The organism is Anthropogastromicrobium aceti (assembly GCF_020687335.1).
Taxonomy (GTDB): domain Bacteria; phylum Bacillota; class Clostridia; order Lachnospirales; family Lachnospiraceae; genus Anthropogastromicrobium; species Anthropogastromicrobium aceti.
Genome location: NZ_JAJEQN010000001.1, coordinates 39,898 through 65,940, shown reverse-complemented (window position 1 = coordinate 65,940; position 26,043 = coordinate 39,898). Strand labels below are relative to the sequence as shown.

At 40.2% G+C, this 26,043-nt stretch carries 20 protein-coding genes and 1 other annotated feature; of the genes, 14 read left to right on the top strand and 6 right to left on the bottom strand.

From position 1 onward, the window contains the following. Positions 1-25 precede the first annotated feature (25 nt). Complete coding sequence (locus LKD48_RS00240) at positions 26-1,039, top strand: hypothetical protein (protein WP_308730786.1); 1,014 nt, start codon at positions 26-28, stop codon at positions 1,037-1,039. A 97-nt stretch (positions 1,040-1,136) separates the two neighbouring features. Next, the gene (bsh, locus tag LKD48_RS00235) at positions 1,137-2,117 is read left to right on the top strand and encodes a choloylglycine hydrolase (RefSeq protein ID WP_227100902.1); all 981 of its coding nucleotides are present in this window, start codon (positions 1,137-1,139) and stop codon (positions 2,115-2,117) included. 24 nt (positions 2,118-2,141) lie between these two features. Here bsh and LKD48_RS00230 read toward each other — a convergent pair whose 3' ends face one another. From LKD48_RS00230 to LKD48_RS00220, 3 genes are read right to left on the bottom strand one after another with little or no spacing between them, the layout of a single operon-like run. Beyond that, positions 2,142-2,927, bottom strand: a complete 786-nt coding sequence (locus LKD48_RS00230; protein ID WP_118612158.1) for an ABC transporter ATP-binding protein — start codon at positions 2,925-2,927, stop codon at positions 2,142-2,144. A 46-nt stretch (positions 2,928-2,973) separates the two neighbouring features. Further along, positions 2,974-3,900: an ABC transporter permease gene (locus LKD48_RS00225; protein ID WP_118612159.1), complete on the bottom strand. Its 927-nt coding sequence runs from the start codon at positions 3,898-3,900 to the stop codon at positions 2,974-2,976. A gap of 32 nt (positions 3,901-3,932) precedes the next feature. Continuing rightward, on the bottom strand, positions 3,933-5,033 hold the full coding sequence (locus LKD48_RS00220; protein ID WP_308730785.1) for an ABC transporter substrate-binding protein: 1,101 nt from the start codon (positions 5,031-5,033) through the stop codon (positions 3,933-3,935). A gap of 148 nt (positions 5,034-5,181) precedes the next feature. Further along, positions 5,182-5,449 (bottom strand) — a binding site (T-box leader). 200 nt (positions 5,450-5,649) lie between these two features. Here LKD48_RS00220 and LKD48_RS00215 point away from each other — a divergent pair. The 9 genes from LKD48_RS00215 (at position 5,650) to thrS (ending at position 16,589) form a co-directional block, all read left to right on the top strand. Continuing rightward, the gene (locus tag LKD48_RS00215; protein ID WP_308730784.1) at positions 5,650-6,966 is read left to right on the top strand and encodes a hypothetical protein; all 1,317 of its coding nucleotides are present in this window, start codon (positions 5,650-5,652) and stop codon (positions 6,964-6,966) included. 333 nt (positions 6,967-7,299) lie between these two features. Further along, a complete protein-coding gene (locus LKD48_RS00210; RefSeq protein ID WP_308730783.1) occupies positions 7,300-8,649 on the top strand; it encodes an LCP family protein in 1,350 nt (449 codons plus the stop codon). 33 nt (positions 8,650-8,682) lie between these two features. Continuing rightward, a complete protein-coding gene (locus LKD48_RS00205; protein ID WP_066558685.1) occupies positions 8,683-8,931 on the top strand; it encodes a hypothetical protein in 249 nt (82 codons plus the stop codon). Positions 8,932-8,960: 29 nt separating this feature from the next. Next, on the top strand, positions 8,961-10,061 hold the full coding sequence (gene glf, locus LKD48_RS00200; protein WP_308730782.1) for a UDP-galactopyranose mutase: 1,101 nt from the start codon (positions 8,961-8,963) through the stop codon (positions 10,059-10,061). Between the two features lie 36 nt (positions 10,062-10,097). Further along, entirely contained in the window at positions 10,098-11,444 is a 1,347-nt protein-coding gene (gene glmM, locus LKD48_RS00195; RefSeq protein WP_227100891.1) for a phosphoglucosamine mutase, read from the top strand. A 96-nt stretch (positions 11,445-11,540) separates the two neighbouring features. Then, on the top strand, positions 11,541-12,665 hold the full coding sequence (locus tag LKD48_RS00190) for a glycoside hydrolase family 88/105 protein (protein WP_308730856.1): 1,125 nt from the start codon (positions 11,541-11,543) through the stop codon (positions 12,663-12,665). 97 nt (positions 12,666-12,762) lie between these two features. After that, complete coding sequence (locus tag LKD48_RS00185; RefSeq protein WP_308730781.1) at positions 12,763-12,945, top strand: DUF6472 family protein; 183 nt, start codon at positions 12,763-12,765, stop codon at positions 12,943-12,945. 109 nt (positions 12,946-13,054) lie between these two features. Next, positions 13,055-14,455 (top strand): tyrosine-protein kinase domain-containing protein, encoded by a 1,401-nt coding sequence (locus LKD48_RS00180; RefSeq protein ID WP_308730780.1) that lies wholly within the window; start codon positions 13,055-13,057, stop codon positions 14,453-14,455. A 376-nt stretch (positions 14,456-14,831) separates the two neighbouring features. Beyond that, positions 14,832-16,589, top strand: coding sequence for a threonine--tRNA ligase (gene thrS, locus LKD48_RS00175; RefSeq protein WP_308730779.1), 1,758 nt, complete (start codon positions 14,832-14,834; stop codon positions 16,587-16,589). Positions 16,590-16,702: 113 nt separating this feature from the next. Here thrS and argH read toward each other — a convergent pair whose 3' ends face one another. The 3 genes from argH to LKD48_RS00160 all read right to left on the bottom strand — a co-directional run bounded on the left by argH (position 16,703) and on the right by LKD48_RS00160 (position 21,634). Further along, complete coding sequence (gene argH, locus LKD48_RS00170; RefSeq protein WP_308730778.1) at positions 16,703-18,079, bottom strand: argininosuccinate lyase; 1,377 nt, start codon at positions 18,077-18,079, stop codon at positions 16,703-16,705. A 2-nt stretch (positions 18,080-18,081) separates the two neighbouring features. Further along, positions 18,082-21,090, bottom strand: a complete 3,009-nt coding sequence (locus LKD48_RS00165; RefSeq protein ID WP_308730777.1) for a YfhO family protein — start codon at positions 21,088-21,090, stop codon at positions 18,082-18,084. Between the two features lie 64 nt (positions 21,091-21,154). Continuing rightward, positions 21,155-21,634 carry a GtrA family protein gene (locus LKD48_RS00160; protein WP_082868509.1) on the bottom strand — a complete coding sequence of 160 codons (480 nt, stop codon included), beginning with the start codon at positions 21,632-21,634 and terminating at the stop codon, positions 21,155-21,157. 170 nt (positions 21,635-21,804) lie between these two features. On the opposite strand from LKD48_RS00160, the gene LKD48_RS00155 reads away from it, so the two are divergent. The 3 genes from LKD48_RS00155 to lepA all read left to right on the top strand — a co-directional run bounded on the left by LKD48_RS00155 (position 21,805) and on the right by lepA (position 26,042). Further along, the gene (locus LKD48_RS00155) at positions 21,805-22,818 is read left to right on the top strand and encodes a peptidoglycan recognition protein family protein (RefSeq protein ID WP_308730776.1); all 1,014 of its coding nucleotides are present in this window, start codon (positions 21,805-21,807) and stop codon (positions 22,816-22,818) included. 137 nt (positions 22,819-22,955) lie between these two features. Next, on the top strand, positions 22,956-24,146 hold the full coding sequence (locus LKD48_RS00150) for an acetate/propionate family kinase (RefSeq protein ID WP_118612172.1): 1,191 nt from the start codon (positions 22,956-22,958) through the stop codon (positions 24,144-24,146). Between the two features lie 81 nt (positions 24,147-24,227). After that, entirely contained in the window at positions 24,228-26,042 is a 1,815-nt protein-coding gene (gene lepA / locus LKD48_RS00145; protein ID WP_118612173.1) for a translation elongation factor 4, read from the top strand. Position 26,043: the final 1 nt, after the last annotated feature.

Below are 26,043 nucleotides of genomic sequence, written 5' to 3'. Positions count from 1 at the left end.
TTAATAGCCTTACAAAAGAGCCATTTTGTCCGTTTACAGAAAAGATCAAAGGCTTTATAATTTTTGTAAAGGACTAAAGTCCTGTAAGCTAGTTGAAAGGAAGTGGGTATATGAGCAAAAGAAAAAAGCAGTGCTTGCAGTGGGACTTGTTCTGGCAGCTTTTTTGATTGGAGCGATCATCTTCTATATGCATTTTATTATGAATGCAGGACAGACCATCGAGACGCTGCAAAAGCTGGTGGCAGGAAATGGCTATGATATTACAGCGGATTGCGCGATGACATTTGAACCATCAGATCAGCTAAAGCCAGTAACAGATCTTGTTCAGGAACTTCTAAACACCGATTCACTTACAGCAAAATTTACCGCAACAGGTGATAGTGCACAAAAAAATTTAAAATTGCAGCTAAAGGAAAATATAACAGATAAGCAGACTGCATTAACGACGTTTTATCTGGTGGATGGAAAATGTTATTTTGGGATAGACTCAATTATATCTGCACTTGCAGGTGATGAGATTGACAAAAATTTTCTATTAAAAGTAGCATACAATGGATGGATTAAAGATCATTGTGTTACACTAGAGCAGTTTACTAGCTTGGTATACGATCTTACAGGCGTAACAGTCGAGAATCAGTTAAAAATGCCAGGTGGAATGGATGCAGTGCTGTTTTTAGCTGAACCAGATCATTTATTTGATCCAAAGCTTTGGTCAGCCGTAAAGGTGAGTGGCAAGAATGATGGAGCGTCCGAGTTTACAATCGATGCTGATTATTTTGCACAGCTTGTAGGAATCCAGCCAAAGCAGGCAGATGCTAAGCTGTCATTTTTTGTAGACAAAGAAGATAACTATACGTTTACTCTTACAATAACCATTTCAGATGATGATGGAAATTGTCTTCAGACAGAAGTACATGCAGCGGCAAATAAACTAGACGAGCAAAATACGATAACAGCGCCGAAACTGTTGCTGACTGATGAACAGATAGAGCAGCTAAAGGATCTTGCAGAGCCATTTATTGACAGCATAAAGAAATAAAGAAAAAGAGCAAAATCAAAAGAAAAGAGCAGCAGAACAAATAGAAATAAACAGAAAAAGCAAAAAACAATTAGGAAGAGCAATAAGGAGGCAAATTATGTGTACAGCAGCAACCTATAAGACAAAGGACTTTTATATGGGAAGAACACTTGATTATGAGTGTTCTTATGGAGAGGAAGTAACGATAACACCGCGTGGTTATACATTTATGATGCGCCACGGAAAGCCATATCAGACAAAGTACGCATTGATCGGTATGGCACATGTGGCAGGCGAGTATCCACTGTATTATGATGCGATTAATGAAAAGGGTCTTGGAATGGCAGGTCTTAATTTTGTCGGCAATGCATTTTATACAGAACCGGCAGAGGGAAAAGACAACGTGGCACAGTTTGAATTGATTCCGTGGATTTTAGGTCAGTGCACGAGCGTAAAAGAGGCAAGAGTACTACTTGAACGCATTTGCATTACAAATATTTCTTTTCATGAATCAATGCCGGTGTCATCACTTCACTGGATTATTGCAGATCAAGATGAGGCAATTACGTTAGAGTCTGTACGTGAGGGCATTAAGATCTATGACAATCCAGTTGGTGTTTTAACAAATAATCCGCCGTTTGACAGACAACTGGCTGGTTTAAATCGCTATATGGGCCTTTCAGCAAAACAGCCGAAGAACACATTTGGCGGAGCTAATGAGCTGCCGCTTCAGGCTTACAGCCGTGGAATGGGTGCGCTTGGTCTTCCGGGTGATCTTTCATCAGAATCTCGTTTTGTTCGTGTTTCTTTTGTGAAGATGAATTCACTTTCAGGTGATTCGGAGTCAGAGAGTGTGAGCCAGTTTTTCCATATCCTTGGTTCTGTAGATCAGCAAAGAGGATGTTGTGAAGTTAAGGAAGGTGCATATGAGATTACTATTTACACCTCTTGCTGTAATGCTTCAAAGGGAATTTATTATTATACAACATATGAGAATCATCAGATTACAGCAGTGGATATGAATAAGGAAGATTTGAACGCAAAAAAACTGATCCGCTTCCCACTTGTGTGTGGTGAGCAGATAAGATGGCAAAACTAAATATAAATTTTTAATAGTTAAATATCAGGAGAGCAGCATGCGGTCGTTGTCAAGCTGCTTTCCAACACCTTCCTTGAAGCGCTCAAGCAGATCATTTACGGTAAGCTTTGAGCGCTCTTCATTTGCTGTATCGAAAATGATGTGTCCGCTGTTCATCATAAAGGTACGATTGCCAAGTTCAAGAGCTGACTGCATGTTATGTGTGATCATCATGCAAGTTAAATGGTGCTCAGCAATAATAGACTTGGTTAGATTTAGCACCTTCTCGGCAGTGCCAGGATCAAGAGCTGCAGTATGCTCATCAAGAAGCAGCAGCTTTGGAGGGTTGATGGTCGCCATTACAAGAGTAAGAGCCTGACGCTGTCCGCCAGAGAGAAGTCCGACAGGCTGATGCATGCGATCTTCAAGTCCCATATTCAAAGGACGGAGCTTTTCACGAAACAGTTCCTTTTCTTTTTTGCTTACGTGAGAGAGCCAGCCGCCTTTTGAACCTGCGAGAGCCATATTTTCTTCAATGGTCATGCCAGGAGCAGTGCCGCTCATGGGATCCTGAAACAGATGACCGATTTTTTTTGCTCGTATATAGTCTGGCTGAAGTGTTATATCCTCGCCGTCAAGAATGATCTGTCCCTCATCAGTGTAGAAGGTACCGCAGATTGCATTAAACAGCGTAGATTTACCAGCACCGTTTGCACCGATGATGGTAACAAAATCGCCTTCATTTAAATTTAAAGAAAGTTTATCAAGGGCTTTTTTTTCATTTACTGTGCCAGGATTAAAGGTTTTCGAAACATTTTTTAGTTCAAGCATAGCTTACAAATGCCTTTCCGTAGCCTGCTTTGCAGTCAGGTACAAATTATCTATTATTTTTTGAATGAGTTAGTCGGCGCTTCATCATTGGGAGCTGTGTCTTCAAATATGGGAAAGACAGTGCAATGACGACAATGATAGAAGATACCAGCTTGAGCATGAATGCCGGAAGATGGAAACGAAGTGCGATGGTGTAGACAAGGCGGAAAATAAAGGAACCGAGTACGACACCAACGGCACGTGTAACAATTTTTCCGCGTCCGAGGATTGTTGCACCAATTAACAGTGAGGCAAGTGCAATCGTAACCATACCAGAGCCAATGTCGATGTTGACGGATTTCTGATATTGAGCAAGCAGACAGCCTGACAAACCGGTAAATGCATTAGCAACACAAAGACCAACAATGGTGGTAAAAACAGTATTAATAGAAGAAGATTTTACCATGATCGGGTTGTTTCCAGTTGCACGGATTGCAAGACCAAGACGGGTACCAAGAAACAATGTCAGCAGCGCAACGACAAGAATAACTGCAATCAGTGCCACAATCAGTTTATAATAGCTGGCAAGCGGCGTGCCCGAGAGGAGTCCTTTCATCATTGTAAATACCGTCACAGTTTTGTTCATATTTAAAAGAGAGGAACCGCCCATAACGGCAATGTTGACAGAGTAAAGACCAGTATTGACTACAATACCGGCAAGCAGACTGTTAATGCCAAATTTTGTCTGCAATGTGCCGGTGACAAAACCGGATAGAATACCGGCCCCCATAGCAGCAAGAATTGCTAAAAATGGATGACCCATCAGTGCAATCTGAGCGCCGACTGCGGCGCCCAGAGTAAAACATCCATCTGTAGAAAGATCACAGACATTTAACATGGAATAGCTTAAAAATAATGCAAGAACTGTAAGGGAACAGATTAAACCAAGTTCAAGAGCAGTCTGTCCCAGTGACAATAATGTTTGAATATCCACGAGAAAACCCCTTTGATTTTTATTACTAAAATTTATTTTTCCTGAGCCTCTGTAGATTCTTCTTCAGTCTCAGTTTCACTTTCTGATTCTTCTTCAAATTCTTCTGCAGTCTCGATGCCCTTTACAGCAGTGCAGAGTGGCTCAAATGTCTTACTGATTTCATCGAAGTCATAGCCTAACTGATCGCATACTTCGGTGTTGATAGTTGCAATACCATTGTCAAATGTCATGACAGGTGTTTTTGCAGGTTCTTCACCGTCAACTAAGATGCTGTTAATCATGTTTGCTGTCTCAACACCTAAATTAATATAGTCAACGCCATATCCACAGAAAGCACCGTTTAATGCGAAAGAATCAGCGCCTGCGTAATGCGGAATGCCAGCTTCTGCTAATTCCTCATAGATGGAAAGTTCAGCTGTCATGATAGTGTTGTCAGATGGTGTAAAGACTGCGTCAGCACCGTCTGCGATGATAGAATCAACTGCTAACATAACTTCGTCAACTGTTGTTCCAGTGTATTCTGTGTAATCAACGCCCTTATCGTCGAGGTATTTCTTAGCTTCTTCGATTGCAGTTGTGGAAGAATCCTGACCCTGATCATATAGAAGGGCGATATGATCGGCTTCTTCATCAGCAGCAAATAAAAGATCCATAACAGAAGTTGTGTCTAAGTAGTCAGAAGTACCAGTGATATTTGCACCAGGCTCTTCCATGGACTCTACAAGTCCGGTAGAAACTGGGTCAGATACAGCTGCAAAAACAACAGGAATCTCGTTGTCTTCGGTAGCTGCCTGCATTGCCATGGCAACAGGGGTGGCAACACCAACCATCAAATCCACGTCATCTGCGATGAAGTTTGCAATGATCTGATCAAGAACAGTGGCATCAGCCATACAATTTTCTGTTGTGACTTCAAAAGAAACAGCACCGTCAGAATCTTTTTCAATTTTTTCAAGCTGCTTTTCAATATTAGAAACGATCTGGTTTAAAGAAGCGTCATCAACATAGTTGCAGATACCAATCTTAAATGTTTGGGCATCGCTATTGTCGGATGCAAATACAGGTGCAGATGCAATGGTGCTCATGCTCATTGCAGAAATCAGTGCGGCACAGGTTAAATAATTTTTTCTCATAATAGTGTTCTCCTTTTGATGAATAAAATTTGTAGGATGCCAGGGGCAAAAGCCTAAAAACAACGGAGCAATTCGTAGGCATCAGTTAGTGAGTTAGATAGATCGGGAGAAAGAAATTTTGGTAACAAAAAAAGCCCTATCCCAATCCTAATGGGACAAGACTGTTAATCCTGCGGTGCCACCCATATTGATGCTAATGCATCCAACTCAACTCGCACATTCATGTGAAAAATCTGCACAACTATGCGATACGCAACGGATAACGGGCTGCGCGCCCCGTCGGCTGCTACTAACGAAAATCGCGTTCGGCCGCCCTCATAAGCCCATTCATCATAATTTGTGCTGCTACTTTCCACCAACAGTAGCTCTCTGTGAACACGCAACCATGACTACTTACTCTTAATCACAGGTTTCTTGTTTGAACGTAGTTTACTTCAATAATGTAAAGTTGTCAAGAGAAAAATAAAAATTTACCAAAAAAATAAAATTAGCTTTTTTTTACTTGAACAAATTGTTCATAATGTGATATAATAAAAGTGACGCACATATGAGAAGGGGAAGAAAAACAAATCAGATAACCAAAGTTATCAAATTTTTAATTTTAGGAGGACGAGATATGAAAAGAAAATTTGCGGTAATTATGAGTGCGGCGTTGGCTGCGGGAAGTACAATGCCAGTAATGGCAGAAAGTGAAACAGCGTTTACACCATCTACATATGTAGGCGAGTTTTCTCTTACAGCAGATGGCGAGTCTATGCTTTTTTCCATAACTGCAGAGCAGTTTGCAGAGGATGGCGTTAGTGTTTCAGCAAATGTTACGCTTCCGCCATCTGTTACAGGAGAAGAGGCTGATACAGTCTATGGTCTTAATGATGTACTTCGCGTTGTTTCTGGTGATCTTTATATTAATGTCGCTGAAATTGCAAGTACATATGGTGAATTGTTAGGTTCTGATATCAGCTCAATGCTTCCAATGTTTGGTATTGATCAGGATTGGGTTGAGATTCCGGCAATTGATTTTGCAGCAGTAGAGACTGAAGCAGAGACTGATTTTGATGTAGATTCTATGATGAATGATTTTACTGCACTGGCAGAAAATTTTGATATTCAGACGGCAGAAGATGGCTCTACTACAATTACATTTGACGGACCGGCAATTGTAAACACTGTTAAGGCAGTTGAGAATGTAGTTGATAATGCTATGTCAGTATTATTATCACAGGTTCAGGGAACAGATGCATCACAGCTTGTAACAGTATTTGATGATTATCTTCAGGCAGCAGCAGAGGGAGTCAACATGGCTTCACCAGATGTTTCTGTTGAAGATGCAAAGGGAATGATTGTTGATATGATGAATTCTCTGGTTGAGGAGATGGTATCTTCATTTGATGTAACACCACTTCAGACAGAAGATGGCAGCAAGCTTTCAGATCAGATTCAGCAGATGCTTGATGAGGGTGCTACTATAAACGGTACAGCTACAGTAAATGCAGATGGTACTATGACAGAAAATGTTACTGTTGTAAATGGTGAGTCAACTGTTGTGGTTGATATGTCCTTTGATGGTACAGCCTTTAACTATGTTGTAACAGAGGACGGAACTGAGATCATGAATGCAAACGGAACAATTACCGCACAGGATAATGATTTTGGTATGGATATGACTGCTACAGCGGATGGCGAGACAGTAAATATGAATGTTGCACTGACATTACTTGACAATGGACTGAGCATTGCTCTGACAACAAATGATGGAAACGAAGAAGTTTCTATGGCTGGCAGCTTCACACAGGAAGATGGTGTTACCATTACTGATACAGAGGCACCGACAGCAACACTGCTTCGCGATGTTGTAAAGAATACTGTTGCAATGTTCTATGCTGCACAGGAACCAGTTGAAGAAGAAGAAACAGCTGTAACAGTAGCTGAGTAATTATAAAGTTTGTACATAAGATGGCCTGTCATATTCAAATGGGTATGACAGGCCATATTTGGTTGATGTTCACGAGATATCCAATATTTGCAGCATGCCCGAAGGTGAATGGATTTCACGAGCCGGACACTTGGAGCAGGTCTTTCAAAGTAATGTATAATAAGAAAGAATATAAAAGGAGCCTGCGGAGTTTGGTCCGGCGACGAAACCATTGCACCGAAGGGCATTCGTAACATGATCCGTGAACTGTGATACAGATATTTCTTGCCAATCAAGGGTTTCTATACTATAATAGTTACCGTAACTTTTAACTATTCTAAAAAGGAGGCGAGTATGCCAGATTTAACAGAAGAAGAGAAAAAAATACTGCGCCAGGCATATGAGATAAAAGAAAGAATTAAGGCAGAGGAGCTTGAGGCAGGAGAAGTGTCTGTGGATGAAGCTGTGGATGAAGATTTGTCAACTGACAAATCCATTCAAAGACAAAGAAAACAGACCCGGCCAAAGCCAAATACAAATACAGCAAATGAAACATCACCTGTAGATGAGCGCTCGATTTATGGTCCAGAGGCATCGAATGAAGCTATAAAGAAAGCTCCTGAAATTGAAAAGAAGATGCCAGTGCCGGAAGCAGAAAAAAAGAAACGTCCTAAACAAACAAAACAAAAAGTAAGGGAAACGGTCAAAAAGGCGGAAAAGAAGCCACGAAAAGAAAAAAAGAAAAAGGGCTTTTTACACAAGCTGCTTAAGGTGCTGATCATTATATTGATTATTATGGCTGTGGCGCTTGCCGGTGTTTATGCTTTTTTGCGTACAACCATTGCGCAGACCAATTATAAGCCATATGAGACTTCATATGAAAGACAGTCTGATGTATTGACACAAAAAGGCGTTACCAATATTTTGCTGATTGGAACTGATACTAGAGTAGCAGGTTCAAATGATGCCAGATCAGATGCGATGATTGTTGTGTCGATCAATCCTTATAAAAGAAAGTTTGTTATGACATCTATTATGCGTGACAGCTATGTGACAATTCCAGGGTATGGAGAGAATCGTATAAATGAGGCGTATTCAAGAGGCGGAGCGGCATTGCTGATTCAGACAATTGAAGAAAATTATAAGCTGGGCATTGACTATTATGCGCAGGTTGATTTTTTTAGCTTTGTTGATGTTATTGATGCTTTTGGCGGTGTTACTATCAATGTGGAACAGGCGGAGGTGCAATGGATTAATGGCTATATTGCAGAATACAATCAGGTTAGTGGAGTCGCAGATCGTGATGGCTTTGTGGACGAACAGTTTGCTGGCGGTCAGATTACACTGACGGGAAAACAGGCGCTTGGCTATGCACGAATCCGTAAGATTGGAAATGATTTTGCAAGAACACAGAGACAGAGAACTGTAATGAATGCACTGTTGGAGAAGGTTAAAAAGGCAAATGTAGTTACGATTTATAAAGCAGTAGAATCTATTTTGCCAGATATTTCAACAAATATTTCAGATTCCAAAATGTGCTCACTGCTGATGCAGTCAGTTTTATATCTGAATTATGATATGGTTCAGGCGAGAGTTCCGGCGGACGGCACATGGAGCAATGCAATTATGGGGGCTAATCAGGAAGTTCTGGCTGTTGATTTTGGGGCAAATAAAAGCTATCTGCAATCTACCATCTATGAATAAAAATGATGGAAAAGGAAGGGTTAACAGATTATTATGATGTATGTATTTATTTGCCCAAAGTGCAAAGCAACGCGAATGGTAAGTCTGCTTAGAAAACTGGACTGTCAGTGCTGTTCATCGCCGATGGCTAATTGTGAGCTTGATTATATGGAGTGGATTAATCTCACACCAAAGCAGCGTCAGAAAATGATTGATTTATATCATAATGCAGATCCGGCAAAGCTTTGTTTTCTGCGCCCTATGCCGTTTTATGACAGATGGGAGCGCAATTATTATATGTGATTTCAAAAATGCAGAAGGAAGAGGTGATTATGAAGCATTACGATTATATATTAGTAGGAGCTGGACTTTATTCAGCAGTTATTGCCTGGCATGCAAAGCAAGCAGGAAAGAGCTGCCTTGTGTTAGAAAGACGCAGCCATATCGGCGGAAATATTTACTGTGAAGAGATTGAAGGAATTAATGTTCACAAATATGGTGCTCATATTTTCCATACAAGTGATCGCAAGGTATGGGATTTTGTAAATTCTTTTGTAGAATTTAATCGTTATACAAACAGCCCGGTAGCTAATTATAAGGGTGAGATTTACAATATGCCGTTTAATATGAATACGTTTAGCCGTATGTGGGGAATTAGTACACCACAGGAAGCAAAGGCAATAATTGACAAACAAAAGTCAGAGATTACGGGAGAACCTAAAAATCTTGAGGAACAGGCAATTGCGCTTGTAGGAAGAGATATTTATGAGAAGCTTGTAAAGGGTTATACGGAAAAACAGTGGGGACGCGACTGCAGCGAGCTTCCGAGTTTTATTATAAAGAGACTTCCAGTGCGCTTTACATATGATAATAATTATTTTAATGATTTATATCAGGGAATCCCGATTGGCGGCTATAATAAGTTGATAGATGCATTATTTGAGGGTGCTGATATAAAGACAGGCGTTGATTTCCTTGCAGAAAAGGAAAAATGGATGTCAATGGCTGATAAAGTAGTTTATACAGGAGCAATTGACGAGTATTTTGAGTATTGCTTTGGAAAACTTGAGTATCGTACTGTGCGTTTTGAGACAGAAGTGCTTGATACAGATAATTATCAGGGTGTAGCAGTTGTTAACTATACAGACAGAGAGACACCTTATACAAGAGTAATTGAGCATAAGCATTTTGAGTTTGGAACACAGCCTAAAACAGTAATTTCAAAGGAATATTCTACTGACTGGAAGGAAGGCATGGAACCTTACTATCCGGTAAATAATGAGAAAAACCAGATGCTGTATCAGAAATATCGCGAAAAGGCACAACAGCAGGAAAAAGTATTTTTCGGCGGTCGCCTTGGTGAATATAAGTATTATGATATGGATAAAGTTATTGCATCTGCTATGAATGGCTGGGAAGCTTTGCATAGATAAAAGTTAAAAACATCAACGAAGGGCAGGACAGAAACAATGGGAAAATATTTTGGAACAGACGGTTTTCGCGGTGAGGCAAATGTAGATTTAACAGTTGAACATGCATTTGAGGTGGGTCGTTTTATTGGTTGGTATTTTGGAAAGGAGCATAAGTGCAAGGTAGTAATCGGAAAGGATACGAGACGAAGCAGCTACATGTTTGAATATGCACTTGTTGCAGGCTTAACTGCTTCCGGTGCAGATGCTTATCTTCTTCATGTTACCACAACACCAAGTGTATCATATGTTGTTCGTACAGAAGATTTCGACTGTGGAATTATGATTTCTGCAAGTCATAATCCATTCTATGATAACGGAATCAAGCTGATTAATGATAAGGGTGAAAAAATGCAGGAATTTGTCATTGATGAGATTGAAAAGTATCTTGATGAAGATAAGAAGAATCTGCCATATGCGACAAAGGAAAATATTGGCTGTACCGTGGACTATGCAGCAGGAAGAAACCGTTATCTTGGATATTTAATGTCTCTGGCACTGTGTTCCTTTAGAAATATGCGTGTCGGTTTAGACTGTGCAAATGGAAGTGCTTGGATGATTGCAAAGAATGTTTTTGATGCACTTGGTGCAAAAACATATGTGATCAATAACGAGCCAGATGGAACTAATATTAATACAAATTGCGGTTCTACTCATATTCAGGGACTACAGGCTTTGGTAAAGGAGAAGCACCTTGATGTTGGATTTGCATTTGATGGTGATGCAGACCGCTGTCTTTGCGTAGACGAAAATGGAGATGTAGTAGATGGCGATGCAATCCTTTATATTTGCGGTAAATATCTGAAAAATAAGGGAGAGCTTGCTGACAATACAGTTGTTACAACCGTCATGTCAAATTTTGGCTTGTATAAGGCATTTGATGCAGCAGGTATATCTTATGAAAAGACAGCTGTTGGTGATAAGTATGTATATGAGTGCATGAGCGAAAATGGATATCGTCTTGGCGGTGAGCAGTCTGGTCATATTATTTTCAGCAAGTATGCAGCAACAGGAGATGGACTGATTACGGCAATCAAGATGATGGAAGTAATGGTATTAGGTAAGCAGACACTTTCTCAGTTAAGACGTGGTTTTGTGTCATATCCTCAGAAGCTGACAAATGTTCGAGTAATGGATAAGGCAGCAGCAAGAGAGGATGCAGATGTTCAGGCAGCAGTTGCACGAATCACAGAGGAACTGGGAGATCGCGGACGCATTCTTGTAAGGGAGAGCGGAACAGAACCATTAATTCGTGTTATGGTTGAGGCAAGTGATCCAGATGATTGTGAAAAGTATGTAGATCAGGTAGTTGAGGTACTTCGCAAAAATGCACATATAAGAAAATAATAGACGCAGTTAAACAATCATACCGGCAAAAATAAAAGCAAAAAAGAAAAATAGACAACGAATAAAAATACGAAAAGGGAGGAACAGGGTATGAAGATGCCGATTATAGAGGCTTACCTGGACGATCTTATTAAAAACAGCACACTCGATGTACCGGCATGGAACATTGAGGCAGCAAGAAAGGGTGGAAAGTCCGGTTGGAACTACATTGACGGATGTATGATCCTTGCTATGATAGAGACATGGAAGATTACAGGAGAGAAAAAGTACCTTGATTTTGCGGAAGCTTATATTGACCATCGTGTGCAGGAAGATGGTACGATAAAGGGATATAATCCGGAGGATTATAATATTGATAATGTTAATGCAGGAAAGACCTTGTTTTTGCTGTATGACATTACTGGTAAGGAAAAGTACCGCAAGGCAATTGATGTAATTTATGGACAGCTTAAAGGTCAGCCAAGAACAAGTGAAGGTAATTTTTGGCATAAGAAGATTTATCCGAATCAGGTTTGGCTTGACGGACTTTATATGGGACAGCCATTTTATATGGAATATGAGACACGCTTTAATGACAAGAAGAACTATCCAGATATCTTTAACCAGTTCTTCAATGTCGTAAAGAATATGAGAGATGAAAAAACAGGTCTTTATTATCACGCTTATGATTCATCAAAAGAAATGTTCTGGTGTGATAAGACGACAGGTCTTTCAAAGAATTTTTGGCTGCGTGCACTTGGCTGGTATTCAATGGCACTTCTTGATACATTGACGAAGGCAGATAATAGCTATCAGCCAGACTATGATCGCTTAAAGCAGGTTTTTGTTGACCTGATGGAGTCCATGGCAAAGTTTCAGGATGAGAGCGGCATGTGGTATCAGGTTGTCAATATGGGTGGCCGTGAGAAAAACTATCTTGAGACAAGTGGAAGTGCAATTATGGCATATTCAATGCTTAAAGGCGTGAGACTTGGCTTTTTGCCAGAGCGATTCCGAGAACTTGGAGAGAAGGCATTCCACGGAATTTGTGATCGCTATTTAAAGGAGAAGGATGGTCGCTTGAGTCTTGGAGGAATTTGTCTGGTTGCTGGTCTTGGTGGTCCGCAGATGAGAGATGGAACTTACGAATACTATATGTCTGAACCAGTAGTTGAGGATGATGCAAAGGGTGTTGGTCCATTCCTTTTGGCATATACAGAGATGAGAAGACTTGACGACTAATTGTAGTTATAATTTGATTTTGTAGATTTAAATGAGTTTGCATGAATTGTATTGAGATGAAATGCAAAAACTTTTGAAAATGAAAGGCAGGGAAACGATGAAGGGAACATCTTGTGAGGAGTGTGCATATTTTGAATATGATGAGGATGAAGAATCCTATGGCTGTCAGTTTTTCTTTGACGAGGATGATATTGCAAAAGCAAGTCTCTATGGAGATCGTTATATCTGCCCTCATTTTCAATATCGAGATGAATACCGAATTGTGAGAAAACAGATTTAGCTATATTTGGAAAAAATGGTATTGACAAAATGATAAATGTTTATTATTATAAAATAGAAAAACAAAAAAAGGCGGCAAATAAAACATTTGTCTATGGAGTGTGTGATTTATGGAGAGCAAAGAAATTACAGCAATGGGGGCGAGTGCAGAAGAAGATACCATTGATTTAATGGAAATCTTTCGAGCATTGCGCAAGCGGTGGTATTGGATAGTACTGTTAGCAATTATATTTGGTGCAGCGTTAGGTGTGTACGGTAAGTTTATTGTTAAGGATGCTTATCAAGCAGAGGCATCAATGTGTATCATTGACAGCAATAAGGAAGTGTCCATGTCGGATGTACAGCTAGGTTCTGCGCTAACAGGAGACTATGAAGGTATCATTAAAAGTAGAGTTGTATTGAATAAGGTAATTGAAAATTTGAAGCTAGATCTTACCTACAAACAATTATACAACATTGTTTCTGTCGAGAATCCAGATAGTACTCGCATTTTAAAGATTTATGTGACGGCAGGAACAGTAAGAGAAGCAGTTAATATTGCAAATGAAATTTTGTCTGTCAGTGTGGATGAAATTCCTCATGTGTTAGGAAGCAGTAAACCAACGATTTTGGATAAGGCAGATGATCTGTTTGCGGAAAATACGAGACGCTCAGTTTTATCGTATGCATTAATTGGCATTTTGGCAGGAATTGTGATTGCATGTGGCATTGTAGCAGTATCTGTTATTACCAACACATCAATTAAGAGTGATGAAGACATTCAAAAATGTACTGGTTTGTCAGTTCTTGGTGCGATTCCAGATTACAAAGGAAAAAAACAGAAGAAAATTATGTGGCCTGAGGATTTACCATTTAATGCATCCGAGGCTATTTACCAGTTGCGTACAGGAATTTTATACAGCAGCAAGGATGTGAAAACGATTGTAGTTACGAGTGCATTTGAAAATCAGGGAAAATCTTTTATTTCGTTCCATCTGGCATATAGTTTGTCACAGGTGGGAAAAAGGGTTCTTCTTGTTGATACAGATATGAGAAAATCAGTGCTTCAAAGACGTATGGGACTAGAAGGTGTAAAGCTTGGACTTTCTGAGTATCTTTCTGGAAATGCAGAGCTAGGTCAGGTTATTTATGATGTTGGAATTCCTAATATGCATGTATTGTTTAGTGGAAAGCTTGTTCCAAATGCATCTGCACTTTTGTCTGCAAAGTGGTTGGAAAATCTTTGTGCAGAAGTTAGAGATTCCTATGATTATATTATTTTTGATACACCTCCGATCTGCGTAGTGGGAGATGCAGCAATTGTGGCATCTTTTTGTGATGGAGCATTGCTTGTTGTTGAAAATGGTGTTACAAAGAAGAAGACATTGGCGCAGATGAAGTCTGAGATGGATAAAGTGGGTGCGAATGTAATTGGTGTTGTCCAGAATATGGTCGGTAGCAAAAAGGATTCCAGTTATTATGGCAAGGGAAATTACGGTTATTATTATGGAAATAACCAAAATAAAAAATAAATTTACAAAAGCTATTGTAAATTAGAAAAAGCCGTGGTAGAATGAAATCTGGAATCTTTAAAATAAAAGCAATGACGGAAAGAGTAGTACAGTAAGATCATTCAGAGAGAGCCGTGTATGGTGGAAGCGGTTTATGGGAATACTGTATGAAGACCATTCCTGAGCTGTGCGTGAAAGAAGTAAAAAGCTTCGAAGCGTTGCCGTGTTGCTGCGTTATAAGCAAAGAGTGAAAGATAAGGTGGAACCGTGCGCTAGCACCCTTAGGTATTGAGATACCTGAGGGTGCTTTTTTATTGCACAAGTTAAACTTTGCGTTCCTGTATCCTGCTCTGTCACCGATGGAAAACAAAATAAATAAAAATAAGAGGAGATCAAAATGGTAAACTTTAAAGAAGACGAAGCGTTAAACACATTAAATCATTCCTGTGCACATTTGATGGCACAGGCAATCCGTCATCTGTATCCGCAGGCAAAATTCTGGGTAGGACCAGTTGTTGCAGAAGGATTCTACTATGATGTTGATTTTGGTGATCACGTATTTAAGGAAGAAGACATGGCTGCAATCGAAAAGGAAATGAAGAAGATTGCAAAGAGAGGCTTCAAGATTATCCGTAAGGAAATTTCAAAAGAGGAAGCAATGGAGCTGTTCAAAGATGATGAGTATAAGCTTGATCTGATTTCCAATCTGGAAGATGGAACTATTACATGTTATGAACAGGGAGATTTTACAGATCTTTGTCGTGGACCTCACGTTGACAATGTAAAGCTTTGCCGTTATTTTAAATTGTTAAAGCATTCTGGTGCTTACTGGAAGGGAGATAAGAATAATAAGGTTCTGCAGAGAATCTATGGTGTATGTTTCCCAACAGCTGAGGAATTAGAGGAGCACTTAAAGCTTCTTGAGGAGGCTAAGGAGAGAGATCACAGAAAGATCGGTAAAGATATGAATTTATTCATGGTAGATGATCTGGTAGGTCGTGGTCTTCCAATGTTTCTTCCAAAGGGTTATGTAATCTGGCAGGAGCTTGAAAACTATATCAAGGATAAGGAAAGAAAGCTTGGATATCAGCATGTTATGACACCGTGTGTTGGAACAGTTAATCTGTATAAGACATCTGGTCACTGGGATCACTACAAGGAGAACATGTTCCCTGCTATGGAAGTCGATGGAGAGGCATATGTTCTTCGTCCGATGAACTGTCCTCATCATATGATGATCTATGCAAACCGTATGCATTCTTACAAAGATCTGCCAATTCGTATCGGTGAGATTGCTCATGATTTCCGTTATGAGTCAAGTGGAACTTTAAAGGGTATTGAAAGAGGCCGTCACTTCTGCCAGAATGATGCGCATCTGTTTGTAACACCAGAGCAGATCAAGGATGAGTTCTCAAAGGTTGTTGATTTGATCTTTAGCACCTATAAGGATTTCGGCATTACAGACTATCGTTGTGTTCTGTCTTTGAGAGATCCGGAAAACAAGACAAAGTATCATGACGACGATGAGATGTGGAATAAGGCAGAGGATGCCCTTAGAGATGTTATGAATGACCTTGGAATTGAGTATACAGAGGAGATTGGTGAGGCTGCTTTCTATGGTCCAAAGCTTGATGTAAATGTAAAGCCAGCTGTTGGAAATGAGTACACATTGTCTACCTGTCAGCTTGATTTCTGTCTGCCAGCTAAGTTTGAACTGACTTACATTGATAAGGATGGAGAGAAGAAGACTCCTGTTGTTTTGCATAGAGCAATTTTGGGATCTCTTGACCGTTTCATGGCATATATTCTTGAGGAGACAAAGGGAAATCTGCCAACATGGCTTGCACCAGTTCAGGTAAAGGTTATGCCTGTTAAGACAGATAACGAGGAACTCATGGAGTACGCAAGACAAATCTGTGAGAATCTTGAGGATAGAAATGTTCGTGTTGAGTTGGATGACAGAGCAGAAAAGCTTGGATATCGTATGCGCGAGGGTCAAGTTCAGAAGGTACCGTATCTGCTTGTAATCGGATTTAACGAAATGGAGAATAAGTCAGTCTCCTATAGACTTCATGGAGAAATGGATACTACAACAGTTGGACTTGATGAGTTTGTTGAGAAGATCCATGAAGAAATTAAAAATAAGGTAAGATAAAAGTAAACAGATCGAAGAATCTGGTAAATAGAAGAAGGGCACGAATCCAATTCAGATTCGTGCCCTTTCTCTGTAAAAAACATAATTATTCAGGATCTTATAGTAAAATCAATTTAGTTCTCAAGCAGATATTTTTCGCAAAAAGCGATCTGCGCTTCCATGGAAGTGCGGCTTGGAGCACCCTTTGTAAGACGCTTTTCTACGCAAGTCTTCATGCTGATTGCGTCATAGATATCCTCATCAAATACTGGGCTGATGGAACGATATGCATCAAGAGAAAGCTCATCAAGTGAGCAATTTTTATCAATGCAAAGTAAAACAAGCTGACCAACAATGCCGTGTGCATCACGGAAAGCAACACCGTGGTTTACAAGATAATCAGCGGCATCTGTCGCATTGGTAAATCCATTTTTTGCGCTGGCTTCCATGCGATCCTTACGGAATGTCATAGAAGCAATCATGCCAGTGAACAGACCAATGCAGCCCTTAACAGTATCAAATGCGTCAAATGCCATCTCCTTATCCTCCTGCATGTCTTTGTTATATGCAAGTGGAAGACCTTTCATGGTAGTTAAAAGAGATACAAGAGCACCATAAACACGTCCTGTTTTTCCTCTGATCAGCTCTGCAATATCAGGATTTTTTTTCTGCGGCATAATACTAGATCCAGTGCTGTAAGAATCATCAATTTCAACAAATTGATACTCGTTAGTATTCCAGGTGATAATCTCTTCACAGAAGCGTGACAGGTGCATCATAATAATTGAGAGTGCATCCAGATATTCAATTAGGTAGTCGCGATCAGAAACAGAATCCATGCTGTTTACAGTTGCGCAGTCAAATTCCAAAAGAGAAGCAGTGTACTCTCTGTCAAGCGGGTAAGTGGTTCCTGCCAGTGCACCTGCACCGAGAGGGCATGTATTCATACGACGGCGGATGTCAGCCAGACGGCTGCGGTCACGGCGAAACATTTCAAAATATGCACCAAAATGATGAGCAAGTGTAATTGGCTGAGCTTTTTGAAGGTGAGTAAAGCCAGGCATGAAGGTATCAAGGTTTGCTTTCATAATGGTGAGCAATTCTTCAAGGAGAGTTTTCAAAAGACCATCAGTCTCATCAATCTCATCTCTTGTGTAAAGCTTCATGTCAAGTGCAACCTGATCATTTCTGCTTCGGCCTGTATGAAGCTTCTTTCCAGCCTCTCCGATACGTTCAATCAAATGAGCTTCTACGAAGCTGTGAATATCTTCACTTCCGTCATCGAATTTAAGTGTGCCACTGTTGATATCAGAAAGAATACCAGTTAAACCACTGATGATCTGGTCGCGCTCATCATTTGTCAGGATGCCTGATTTTGCAAGCATAGTCACATGTGCGATGCTGCCTCGGATATCCTGTGCATAAAAGCGACAGTCAAATGGAAGTGATGCATTAAAATGGTTTACAAGTTCATTTATTTCTTTGGTGAAGCGTCCACCCCATAATTTCATAATCAATCCTCTTTTCTGACAGCTTGTTGACTGTCTTTGTTTGCCTTTTTTGATTTTAGTGAATTGTGACGGCTGCGAGTTAAATCAAGCTCAATACTGTCAAGACTGACACTTTTTTTTGCTGATAAATCACGCTTTTCATCTGTTTTTGAAAAATTTTTATTCGAAAGCATTTCATCTGAAAGTTCTTTCGAAAAATCTTTATTTGAAAATTCTTCCGAAAGTTCTTCTTCTGAAGGTTTTTCTGGTTCGTTTGAATCTTCCTCAAAAAATTCATCAGCTAGATCATCATCTTCAACTATTACTGAATCATCCGTCTCGATTTCATTATCTGTTTCATCATCTAAAGCACCATCTGTAGGTTCAGATAAATCATTTTCAAGATCTTCTGAATCAGCCAAAGCAGTTGCCTGAGAAGCAGAAATTTCCTCCTGATCATTAAGTGAAGCTTCATCTGCTTGATTTTTCTTCCAGAGGTGAATCAGTGCAGCAATCATAATCAGTAAAATAATACAGATAAGCGTGCTTGCAAGACCGAGATAAAAACCATCTGGTGTGTAATCAAGATGAATGGTATGTGTACCTTCAGAAATTTCGAAGGAGACGAATGTGTCTTTAAAGGCTGTCATATCAACCGTATTTCCATCAACAGTGACAGTCCATCCTGTGTCATAAGGAATTGTTGTTACAACGCGTCCATCAGTAGATGCAGTAATAGTTGCATCTACACTTGTGCTTGTGTAGGAAGTAACTTCCATCGGTGACTCGTCAAGAATTTCATAAAGCTCTTTTAGCACATCCTCATTCAGACGGTATGCGGACAAATTGATGATGGTTGAACTAGAAGAATCATCATTTGTGATAGTAAAGAGTGAGCCGTCTGTCTGATAGTCAAATGACATAAAAAAGCTTCGGCTTAAATTGTCAAAGGTTTTTGATGTATTATGATGGCTTATTCGAATTTTAGAAGGTCCAGACTTAGCAGAATAAAAGCAGTAGTAGCCGCCTTCTGTTGTTGTAACGTTTACGCTAGTGGTTCCGTTGTTTGTCACGTCAAGCGAAACAAATAAGTCATCAGCAATACCAAGTGAATGAACAAGATTGTTCCAGTTTATGCCAGGATCATCTGCTGTTAAATCCCAATCTGCTTCTAATGAATCAGAGACAAGAAAACCTAACGGCAGTGCATAAGTATTCTTGTAGAGGTCTACATTATCGGTGCTTTGATAAAAGCTTCTAAGCGAAGTATCCTCTGGCTTTGGATCATTGTCTGTGTATATAGAGTACCGGATACCAAGGAGCATATTGGAAGCAGGCGTGGAGCCGGCAGTTCCATATGCATTAGTTGATGACTCTAAACCAATTTTCTTATAAAAAGAAGTCAAATGCGCGTAAGCAGTTGATGAAAAGATTGATGCAGAAGGATAATCAAGCCATGCACCATCATTTTTCGTACGGTTGTTTACCTTTTCTGTTCGGTAAAATACAGTGTCATCATCAGCTGCGGCAGCAGCGGTAAGTGTGCGTACATTGGAATCATATTCCTTATAAGTTGTTCTTCCTACTGTTGTAACACTTGTATACGACATATTGATTGTGGCTTCAGCAGTAATAATGATAAGTGTAACAACAGTAATCGGCATACGCCAGTTTTTGCCCTTTGAACGGTATAAATGAATTAAAATGCCATAAATTACCACAAAGAGAATACTTAAATAGAATGAGGAGAACAGATAATACTGTCCATCGCCTGTTCCTGTGTAGGAGGCTTCTAGCTTTTCAGCCAAAATGATAAAGCCAACAACACCAAGCAAAACACTTAAGTATTGCTTTTTAGGGCGGTCCTTTAAGCCAAGAAAGCCTTTATATCCCATCGCAAGCAAAAACAGAACGTAGATAAATGACTGACGGCACGGAAGAGAATTTGGATAATGGAAACCATGCCAGATAAAGTTAAGCACATTGGTACTAAAACTCAAATAGAAGAAAATGATCAGGCTAAGATAAGAAATCTTTTCCTTGAAGGAAACCTTTTTGTTCATAAAATAGAACGGGACAAACAACAGGATGCCAACGCCGCAGTAAATATTTGGCCAATGCTTTAGTCCGATCTCAACCTCAACATTAACAAGATGACGTGCAATCATGTCATACATAGAAAAATAGGAAGACCAGTCCTTTGGAAAGCTAAAGTTGCCGGAAGCTGTATATGAGAGTGCTGCAATCTCAGGGAAAAGCACAACACCTGCGAGTCCGCCGGCTAAAATAGAAAACAGACCAAAATTCAAAATCTTTTTAGGGTAATTAAAATTTTTTCCCTTTGCGAGAATCATGCAGATTACAAAATAAATTACAAGCGTAATGCAGATCATGATTGCAATGTAATAATTGGAAAGAATGGCAAGACCTAAACTGATGCAGTACAGATAGCATTTATCATCATTGATCAGCCGCTCTAAACCAAGGAAAATTACAGGAAGCAAAACCATACAGTCAAGCCACATAATATTCCAACTGTACGCAGCCATGTAGCCGCTTAGGCCATAAAAGATGCCGAAAAAGGCAGCTGCGATGCTGTTTGTGTGGTTGTGTCTGTTTAAATACCAGGTCATCGTAAGACTAGAGAGCGCCATTTTTAATACAATTCCATATGTGATAAACTCAATGACAAGTGAGCTTGGACACAGGAATAAAAACCAGTTAAGCGGACTGGAAAGATAGTAGGCAAATATTGCCATAAAGTTTGTACCTAAACCGATATCCCATGTATAAAACAAACTTTCACCGTTTGCAAGCTTATCCTTTAGCTCTTGAAAAAACGGTGCATATTGGTGATACAGGTCAGTACGCAAAAAAGAACGGTCGCCAAATGGGTAGATTTCCTTTCCGATAAAGATCATAATCATGGAAAGAACTGGAATAAAAAAAGCCAGAAGATAAGGCAAACGATCCTTCCATGTTCGCTTCGAATGTGCCTGCTGCGGCATGATTTTTGAAAAATTCAAATTCATAGCACAAATCCTTTCTTATTAAAATATATCTTTATGATAGCATTGTTTTTTGATCATTCTGTGACTAGCTTCTTTTCTTAAAAACAAGAAGCTTGCTGCCAATGTAATTTATTAATAGAACAAATACATTAGACAACAGTTTCATTGCCGGTTCATTCCAGCAAAGAAGACTGACTGTAATTTCCATGAAGGCAGTATCGACAAAAAAGGAAAAGATACGGCAGCTTATAAAAGGAATCAGTTCCTTTTTTAAAACAGGCACAGACCAGTCATCTGACAGGAAAACAAAAATCTTGTTGCTGACGTAGGCAAATGCAACAGCGAGCACCCAGGAGATACATTGAGAAATCAAGACTCCAGAAAAGATACGGACAAGAAAGTAGCTTACATAGCTGACGATGGTTGTAAGGACACCACAGACAAGGTAGCTAATGACTTCGTAGTTGCAAAAACGCGACAAAACAGGATTATTGGCAGCCCACTGACATATTCTAAGATTGATTATAAAACGAATCAGTGGAAAGTTCATGATTTTGTCTTTCATATTAAATGTGCTCCTTTTTACTTTACAGATGATTCAAATTCGCATATAATAAATAATGCGTTTGACCATTTGGCCGGCGTATATATGTAAACAACACGGCATTCTTATTGTAATATAGGATTAGAAAAAAGTAAATCTTTTTCTTTCCTCTGTATGAAAGGTAAAAAGGTATGACAGAACAAGAACGCAAGAAAGCATTTGAAAATCAAAGGCGCAATGCCGAAAGACGTGCTAAGGAAGCTGATGGCACTTATGACATGGAGCGTCGCATACAATATGAAAAAAAACAGCGTGAAGAACGTCGTCTGCAGCAGCAAAGGCAGGCATTGAAGCAGCGGATTACAGCAGCAGTGATTGCAGTTGCTGCTTTGATTGTGATAGCAGTTCTTTTTAGATCCTGCAATAAAAAAGATGATAAACTGTTTCAAACAATGCCTGTGCAGACCTCACAGGAGGAGATAACAAGCGGGCAAATTGAAGAGGCAAATGAACCAGAAGTGAAAGCTACTGTGCCAACTACACAGGAAGAGATTCAAGAGACAAATCCGTTGGAGACAGTTGGTGAAACAGAGCAGGTACAGCAACCGGCAGAATCTGTTGCTGCGACAGTAAATGCAGTTGATACAGCGCAGCATGTCATAGATCCGTCTGGTATTGTTATTCCAGATTGGATTACTGTTGATTTGATCCATATTAATAATGTGTCAAGACCAGCAATTGCCCTTGATACTGTAAATGATATTGCAATTCATTATGTGGCAAATCCTGGAAGCTCTGCAAAGGCAAACAGGGATTATTTTGATTCACTTGATAATCCAGCTGTAGAGGGTGCTGGCCGTCAGGCAAGTGCACATTTGATTGTAGGGCTTGATGGTGAGGTAGTACAGTGTCTTCCACTTAATGAGATGGCATATGCAGTTCGTTCAAGAAATCCAGATACGATTTCAATCGAAGTGTGTCATCCAGATGAGACAGGTAAGTTTTCAGATACTACATACAATACACTTGTAAAGCTTACAGCGTGGCTTTTACAGCAAAAAGGTCTGACGCCAGATCATGTGATTCGCCATTTCGACTGTGATGGAAAATATTGCCCGCTTTATTATGTGGAGCACGAGGATGCATGGAATAAGCTGAAGCAGGATATAGCAGATTATTATTATGCAAATCCAAATATTCAGTAAACTTTCGGGCAACTTTGTACTTTACAACCTTTTTGAAACGCGGTAGAATAGAATTAGCCTGTTGCGGTCTGGGGACAGTCTGCCCTACGGACAGCAACGATACAAACGCTGCATGGGCAGCAGATGGGAGATAAATTATGAAGGTATTAGTTATTAACTGCGGCAGTTCTTCTCTGAAGTATCAGCTGATTGATTCACAGACGGAGGAGGTACTGGCAAAGGGACTTTGCGAGAGAATCGGCATTGATGGTTCTAAGCTGACTCATAAGCCAACTGGAAAGGAAGACTATGTAGTAGAGTCTCCGATGAAGGATCACCAGATTGCTGTAAAGCTTGTGCTGGATGCACTGACAGATAAGGATCACGGTGTAATCACCGATATCAAGGAAATCTCAGCAGTAGGCCATCGCGTTCTGCACGCAGGTCAGGTATACAGCGATTCTATCGTTGTAAATGAGGATGTTAAGAGAGTAATCAGAGAGTGCTTCGATCTCGGACCTCTTCATAACCCAGCAAACCTGATTGGTATTGAGGCATGTGAGGCAGCTATGCCAGGCGTACCGCAGGTAGCAGTATTTGATACTGCATTCGGACAGAGTATGCCAAAGAAGGCATATCTGTATGCAATTCCATACGAGTATTATGAAAAGTATGGTATTCGTCGTTATGGCTTCCACGGAACAAGCCACAGCTTCGTATCTAAGGAGACTATTAAGTTTGCAAACCTGAATCCAGAAAACTGCAAGGTTATCGTTTGTCATTTAGGAAACGGTGCAAGTATTTCTGCATCAATTGGCGGTAAGTGTGTAGATACAAGTATGGGTCTGACTCCTCTGGAAGGTCTGATCATGGGTACCAGAAGTGGTGATGTTGATCCAGCTGTTGTTCAGTATATCTGCAACAAGGAGAATAAGACTGTTGATGAGGTATTAAATATCTTAAATAAGAAGTCTGGTGTTCTTGGTATTTCTGGTGTTTCCAGTGACTTCCGTGATGTTACAAAGGCTGAAAATGAAGGAAATGAGAGAGCAAAGGCAGCAAACGAGGCATTTATTTATCGTGTAATTAAGTACATCGGTGCATATGTTGCTGCTATGAACGGTGTAGACGCAATTGCATTCACAGCAGGTGTTGGTGAGAATGACGTAAATGCAAGAGAGAAGATCTTAAGCGGTCTGACCTACTTAGGCATTGAAGTTGACCATGAGGCAAACAAGAAGAGAGGAGAGAACACAATGATCTCTACTCCGGCTTCTAAGGTTAAGGTTTGCGTTATCCCGACAAACGAAGAGTTGGCAATCGCAAGAGAGACTGTTGCGCTGGTATAAGCCGACAGACAAGTCACAAATTACCGGGCAGCAGCTGCATAGGCAGCTGCTGCTTGTTTCTATGAAAGGTTGGGTTACAAATTGTCGTTATCAGAACAGAGCAGGATTCGCAATTTCTGTATTATTGCGCATATAGACCACGGAAAGTCCACGTTAGCGGACCGTATTATTGAAAAGACAGGCCTTTTGACCAGCAGAGAGATGCAGGAACAGGTTCTGGACAATATGGATCTTGAAAGAGAGAGAGGCATAACCATAAAGTCCCAGGCTGTGCGTACCATGTATAAGGCCAAGGACGGTGAGGAGTATATTTTCAATTTGATCGATACGCCTGGACACGTCGATTTTAATTATGAAGTGTCAAGAAGCCTTGCAGCTTGTGACGGTGCCATTTTGGTTGTCGATGCTGCACAGGGAATCGAGGCACAGACATTGGCGAATGTGTATTTAGCGTTAGATCATGATTTGGATGTTTTTCCAGTTATAAATAAGATTGATTTGCCAAGTGCAGATCCAGACCGTGTGGCGGCTGAGATCGAAGATATTATTGGCATAGAGGCGCAGGATGCACCGCGCATTTCAGCAAAAAATGGAATAAATATCGAAGCCGTTTTAGAGGAGATAGTTCATAAAATTCCGGCACCAAAGGGAGATCCGAACGCACCGCTTAAAGCATTGATCTTTGATTCAAAGTATGATTCATATCGCGGTGTTATAGTATTTTGTCGTATTATGGAGGGAACTGTTAAAAAGGGCGATACCGTTCGCATGATGGCAACTGGTGCTGTTGAGGAAGTTGTTGAGGTTGGTTATTTTGGTGCAGGCCAGTTTATCGCATGTAATGAGCTTTCAGCCGGCATGGTAGGCTATATCACAGCCAGTATCAAAAATGTGCGCGAAACTCGCGTCGGCGATACGATTACTGACAATAACAATCCGGCAGCAGAGCCACTTCCTGGATACAAGAAGGTTAATCCGATGGTGTACTGTGGTCTCTATCCGGCAGATGGTGCAAAGTATCCAGATCTTAGAGATGCGCTTGAAAAACTTCAGCTAAATGATGCCTCCCTGCAGTATGAGCCTGAGACATCTATTGCACTTGGTTTTGGCTTCCGCTGTGGTTTCCTTGGTCTTCTCCATTTGGAAATTATTCAGGAACGTCTTGAGCGAGAGTACAATCTTGATCTTGTAACCACGGCACCAGGCGTTGTGTACCATATTTATAAAACAGATGGGACAATGATGGAGCTGACAAATCCTTCCAATATGCCAGATCCATCTGCAATTGAACATATGGAAGAGCCAGTTGTCTCAGCAGAAATCATGGTAACTAGTGAATATATAGGAGCCATAATGGATCTTTGTCAGGAAAGAAGAGGTATTTACCTTGGTATGGAATATATCGAGGAGAACCGCGCTGTATTAAAGTATGATTTGCCATTAAATGAGATTATTTACGATTTCTTCGATGCGCTTAAATCACGCTCAAGAGGATATGCATCATTTGATTATGAATTAAAGGGCTATATGAAATCAGAGCTTGTAAAGCTTGATATCCTGGTAAATAAAGAGACAGTCGATGCACTTTCATTTGTTGTATTTGCAGGAAGTGCTTATGAAAGAGGAAGAAAAATGTGCGAAAAGCTTAAGGATGAAATTCCAAGACAGCTTTTTGAGATTCCGATTCAGGCAGCAATTGGAAGCAAGATTATCGCCAGAGAGACTGTTCGTGCAATGCGTAAGGATGTCCTTGCAAAATGTTACGGTGGTGATATCAGCCGTAAGAAGAAGCTTCTTGAAAAGCAAAAGGAAGGAAAGAAGCGCATGCGTATGGTCGGAAACGTAGAGATTCCGCAGAAGGCATTTATGAGTGTGCTCAAGCTTGATGAGGAGTAAT

Coding starts and splice junctions, on each gene's coding strand:
- bsh (WP_227100902.1), top strand. CDS start 1,137: ATGTGTACAGCAGCAACCTATAAGACAAAGGACTTTTATATGGGAAGA.
- LKD48_RS00230 (WP_118612158.1), bottom strand. CDS start 2,927: ATGCTTGAACTAAAAAATGTTTCGAAAACCTTTAATCCTGGCACAGTA.
- LKD48_RS00220 (WP_308730785.1), bottom strand. CDS start 5,033: ATGAGAAAAAATTATTTAACCTGTGCCGCACTGATTTCTGCAATGAGC.
- LKD48_RS00215 (WP_308730784.1), top strand. CDS start 5,650: ATGAAAAGAAAATTTGCGGTAATTATGAGTGCGGCGTTGGCTGCGGGA.
- LKD48_RS00210 (WP_308730783.1), top strand. CDS start 7,300: ATGCCAGATTTAACAGAAGAAGAGAAAAAAATACTGCGCCAGGCATAT.
- LKD48_RS00205 (WP_066558685.1), top strand. CDS start 8,683: ATGATGTATGTATTTATTTGCCCAAAGTGCAAAGCAACGCGAATGGTA.
- glf (WP_308730782.1), top strand. CDS start 8,961: ATGAAGCATTACGATTATATATTAGTAGGAGCTGGACTTTATTCAGCA.
- glmM (WP_227100891.1), top strand. CDS start 10,098: ATGGGAAAATATTTTGGAACAGACGGTTTTCGCGGTGAGGCAAATGTA.
- LKD48_RS00190 (WP_308730856.1), top strand. CDS start 11,541: ATGCCGATTATAGAGGCTTACCTGGACGATCTTATTAAAAACAGCACA.
- LKD48_RS00185 (WP_308730781.1), top strand. CDS start 12,763: ATGAAGGGAACATCTTGTGAGGAGTGTGCATATTTTGAATATGATGAG.
- LKD48_RS00180 (WP_308730780.1), top strand. CDS start 13,055: ATGGAGAGCAAAGAAATTACAGCAATGGGGGCGAGTGCAGAAGAAGAT.
- thrS (WP_308730779.1), top strand. CDS start 14,832: ATGGTAAACTTTAAAGAAGACGAAGCGTTAAACACATTAAATCATTCC.
- argH (WP_308730778.1), bottom strand. CDS start 18,079: ATGAAATTATGGGGTGGACGCTTCACCAAAGAAATAAATGAACTTGTA.
- LKD48_RS00165 (WP_308730777.1), bottom strand. CDS start 21,090: ATGAATTTGAATTTTTCAAAAATCATGCCGCAGCAGGCACATTCGAAG.
- LKD48_RS00160 (WP_082868509.1), bottom strand. CDS start 21,634: ATGAAAGACAAAATCATGAACTTTCCACTGATTCGTTTTATAATCAAT.
- LKD48_RS00155 (WP_308730776.1), top strand. CDS start 21,805: ATGACAGAACAAGAACGCAAGAAAGCATTTGAAAATCAAAGGCGCAAT.
- LKD48_RS00150 (WP_118612172.1), top strand. CDS start 22,956: ATGAAGGTATTAGTTATTAACTGCGGCAGTTCTTCTCTGAAGTATCAG.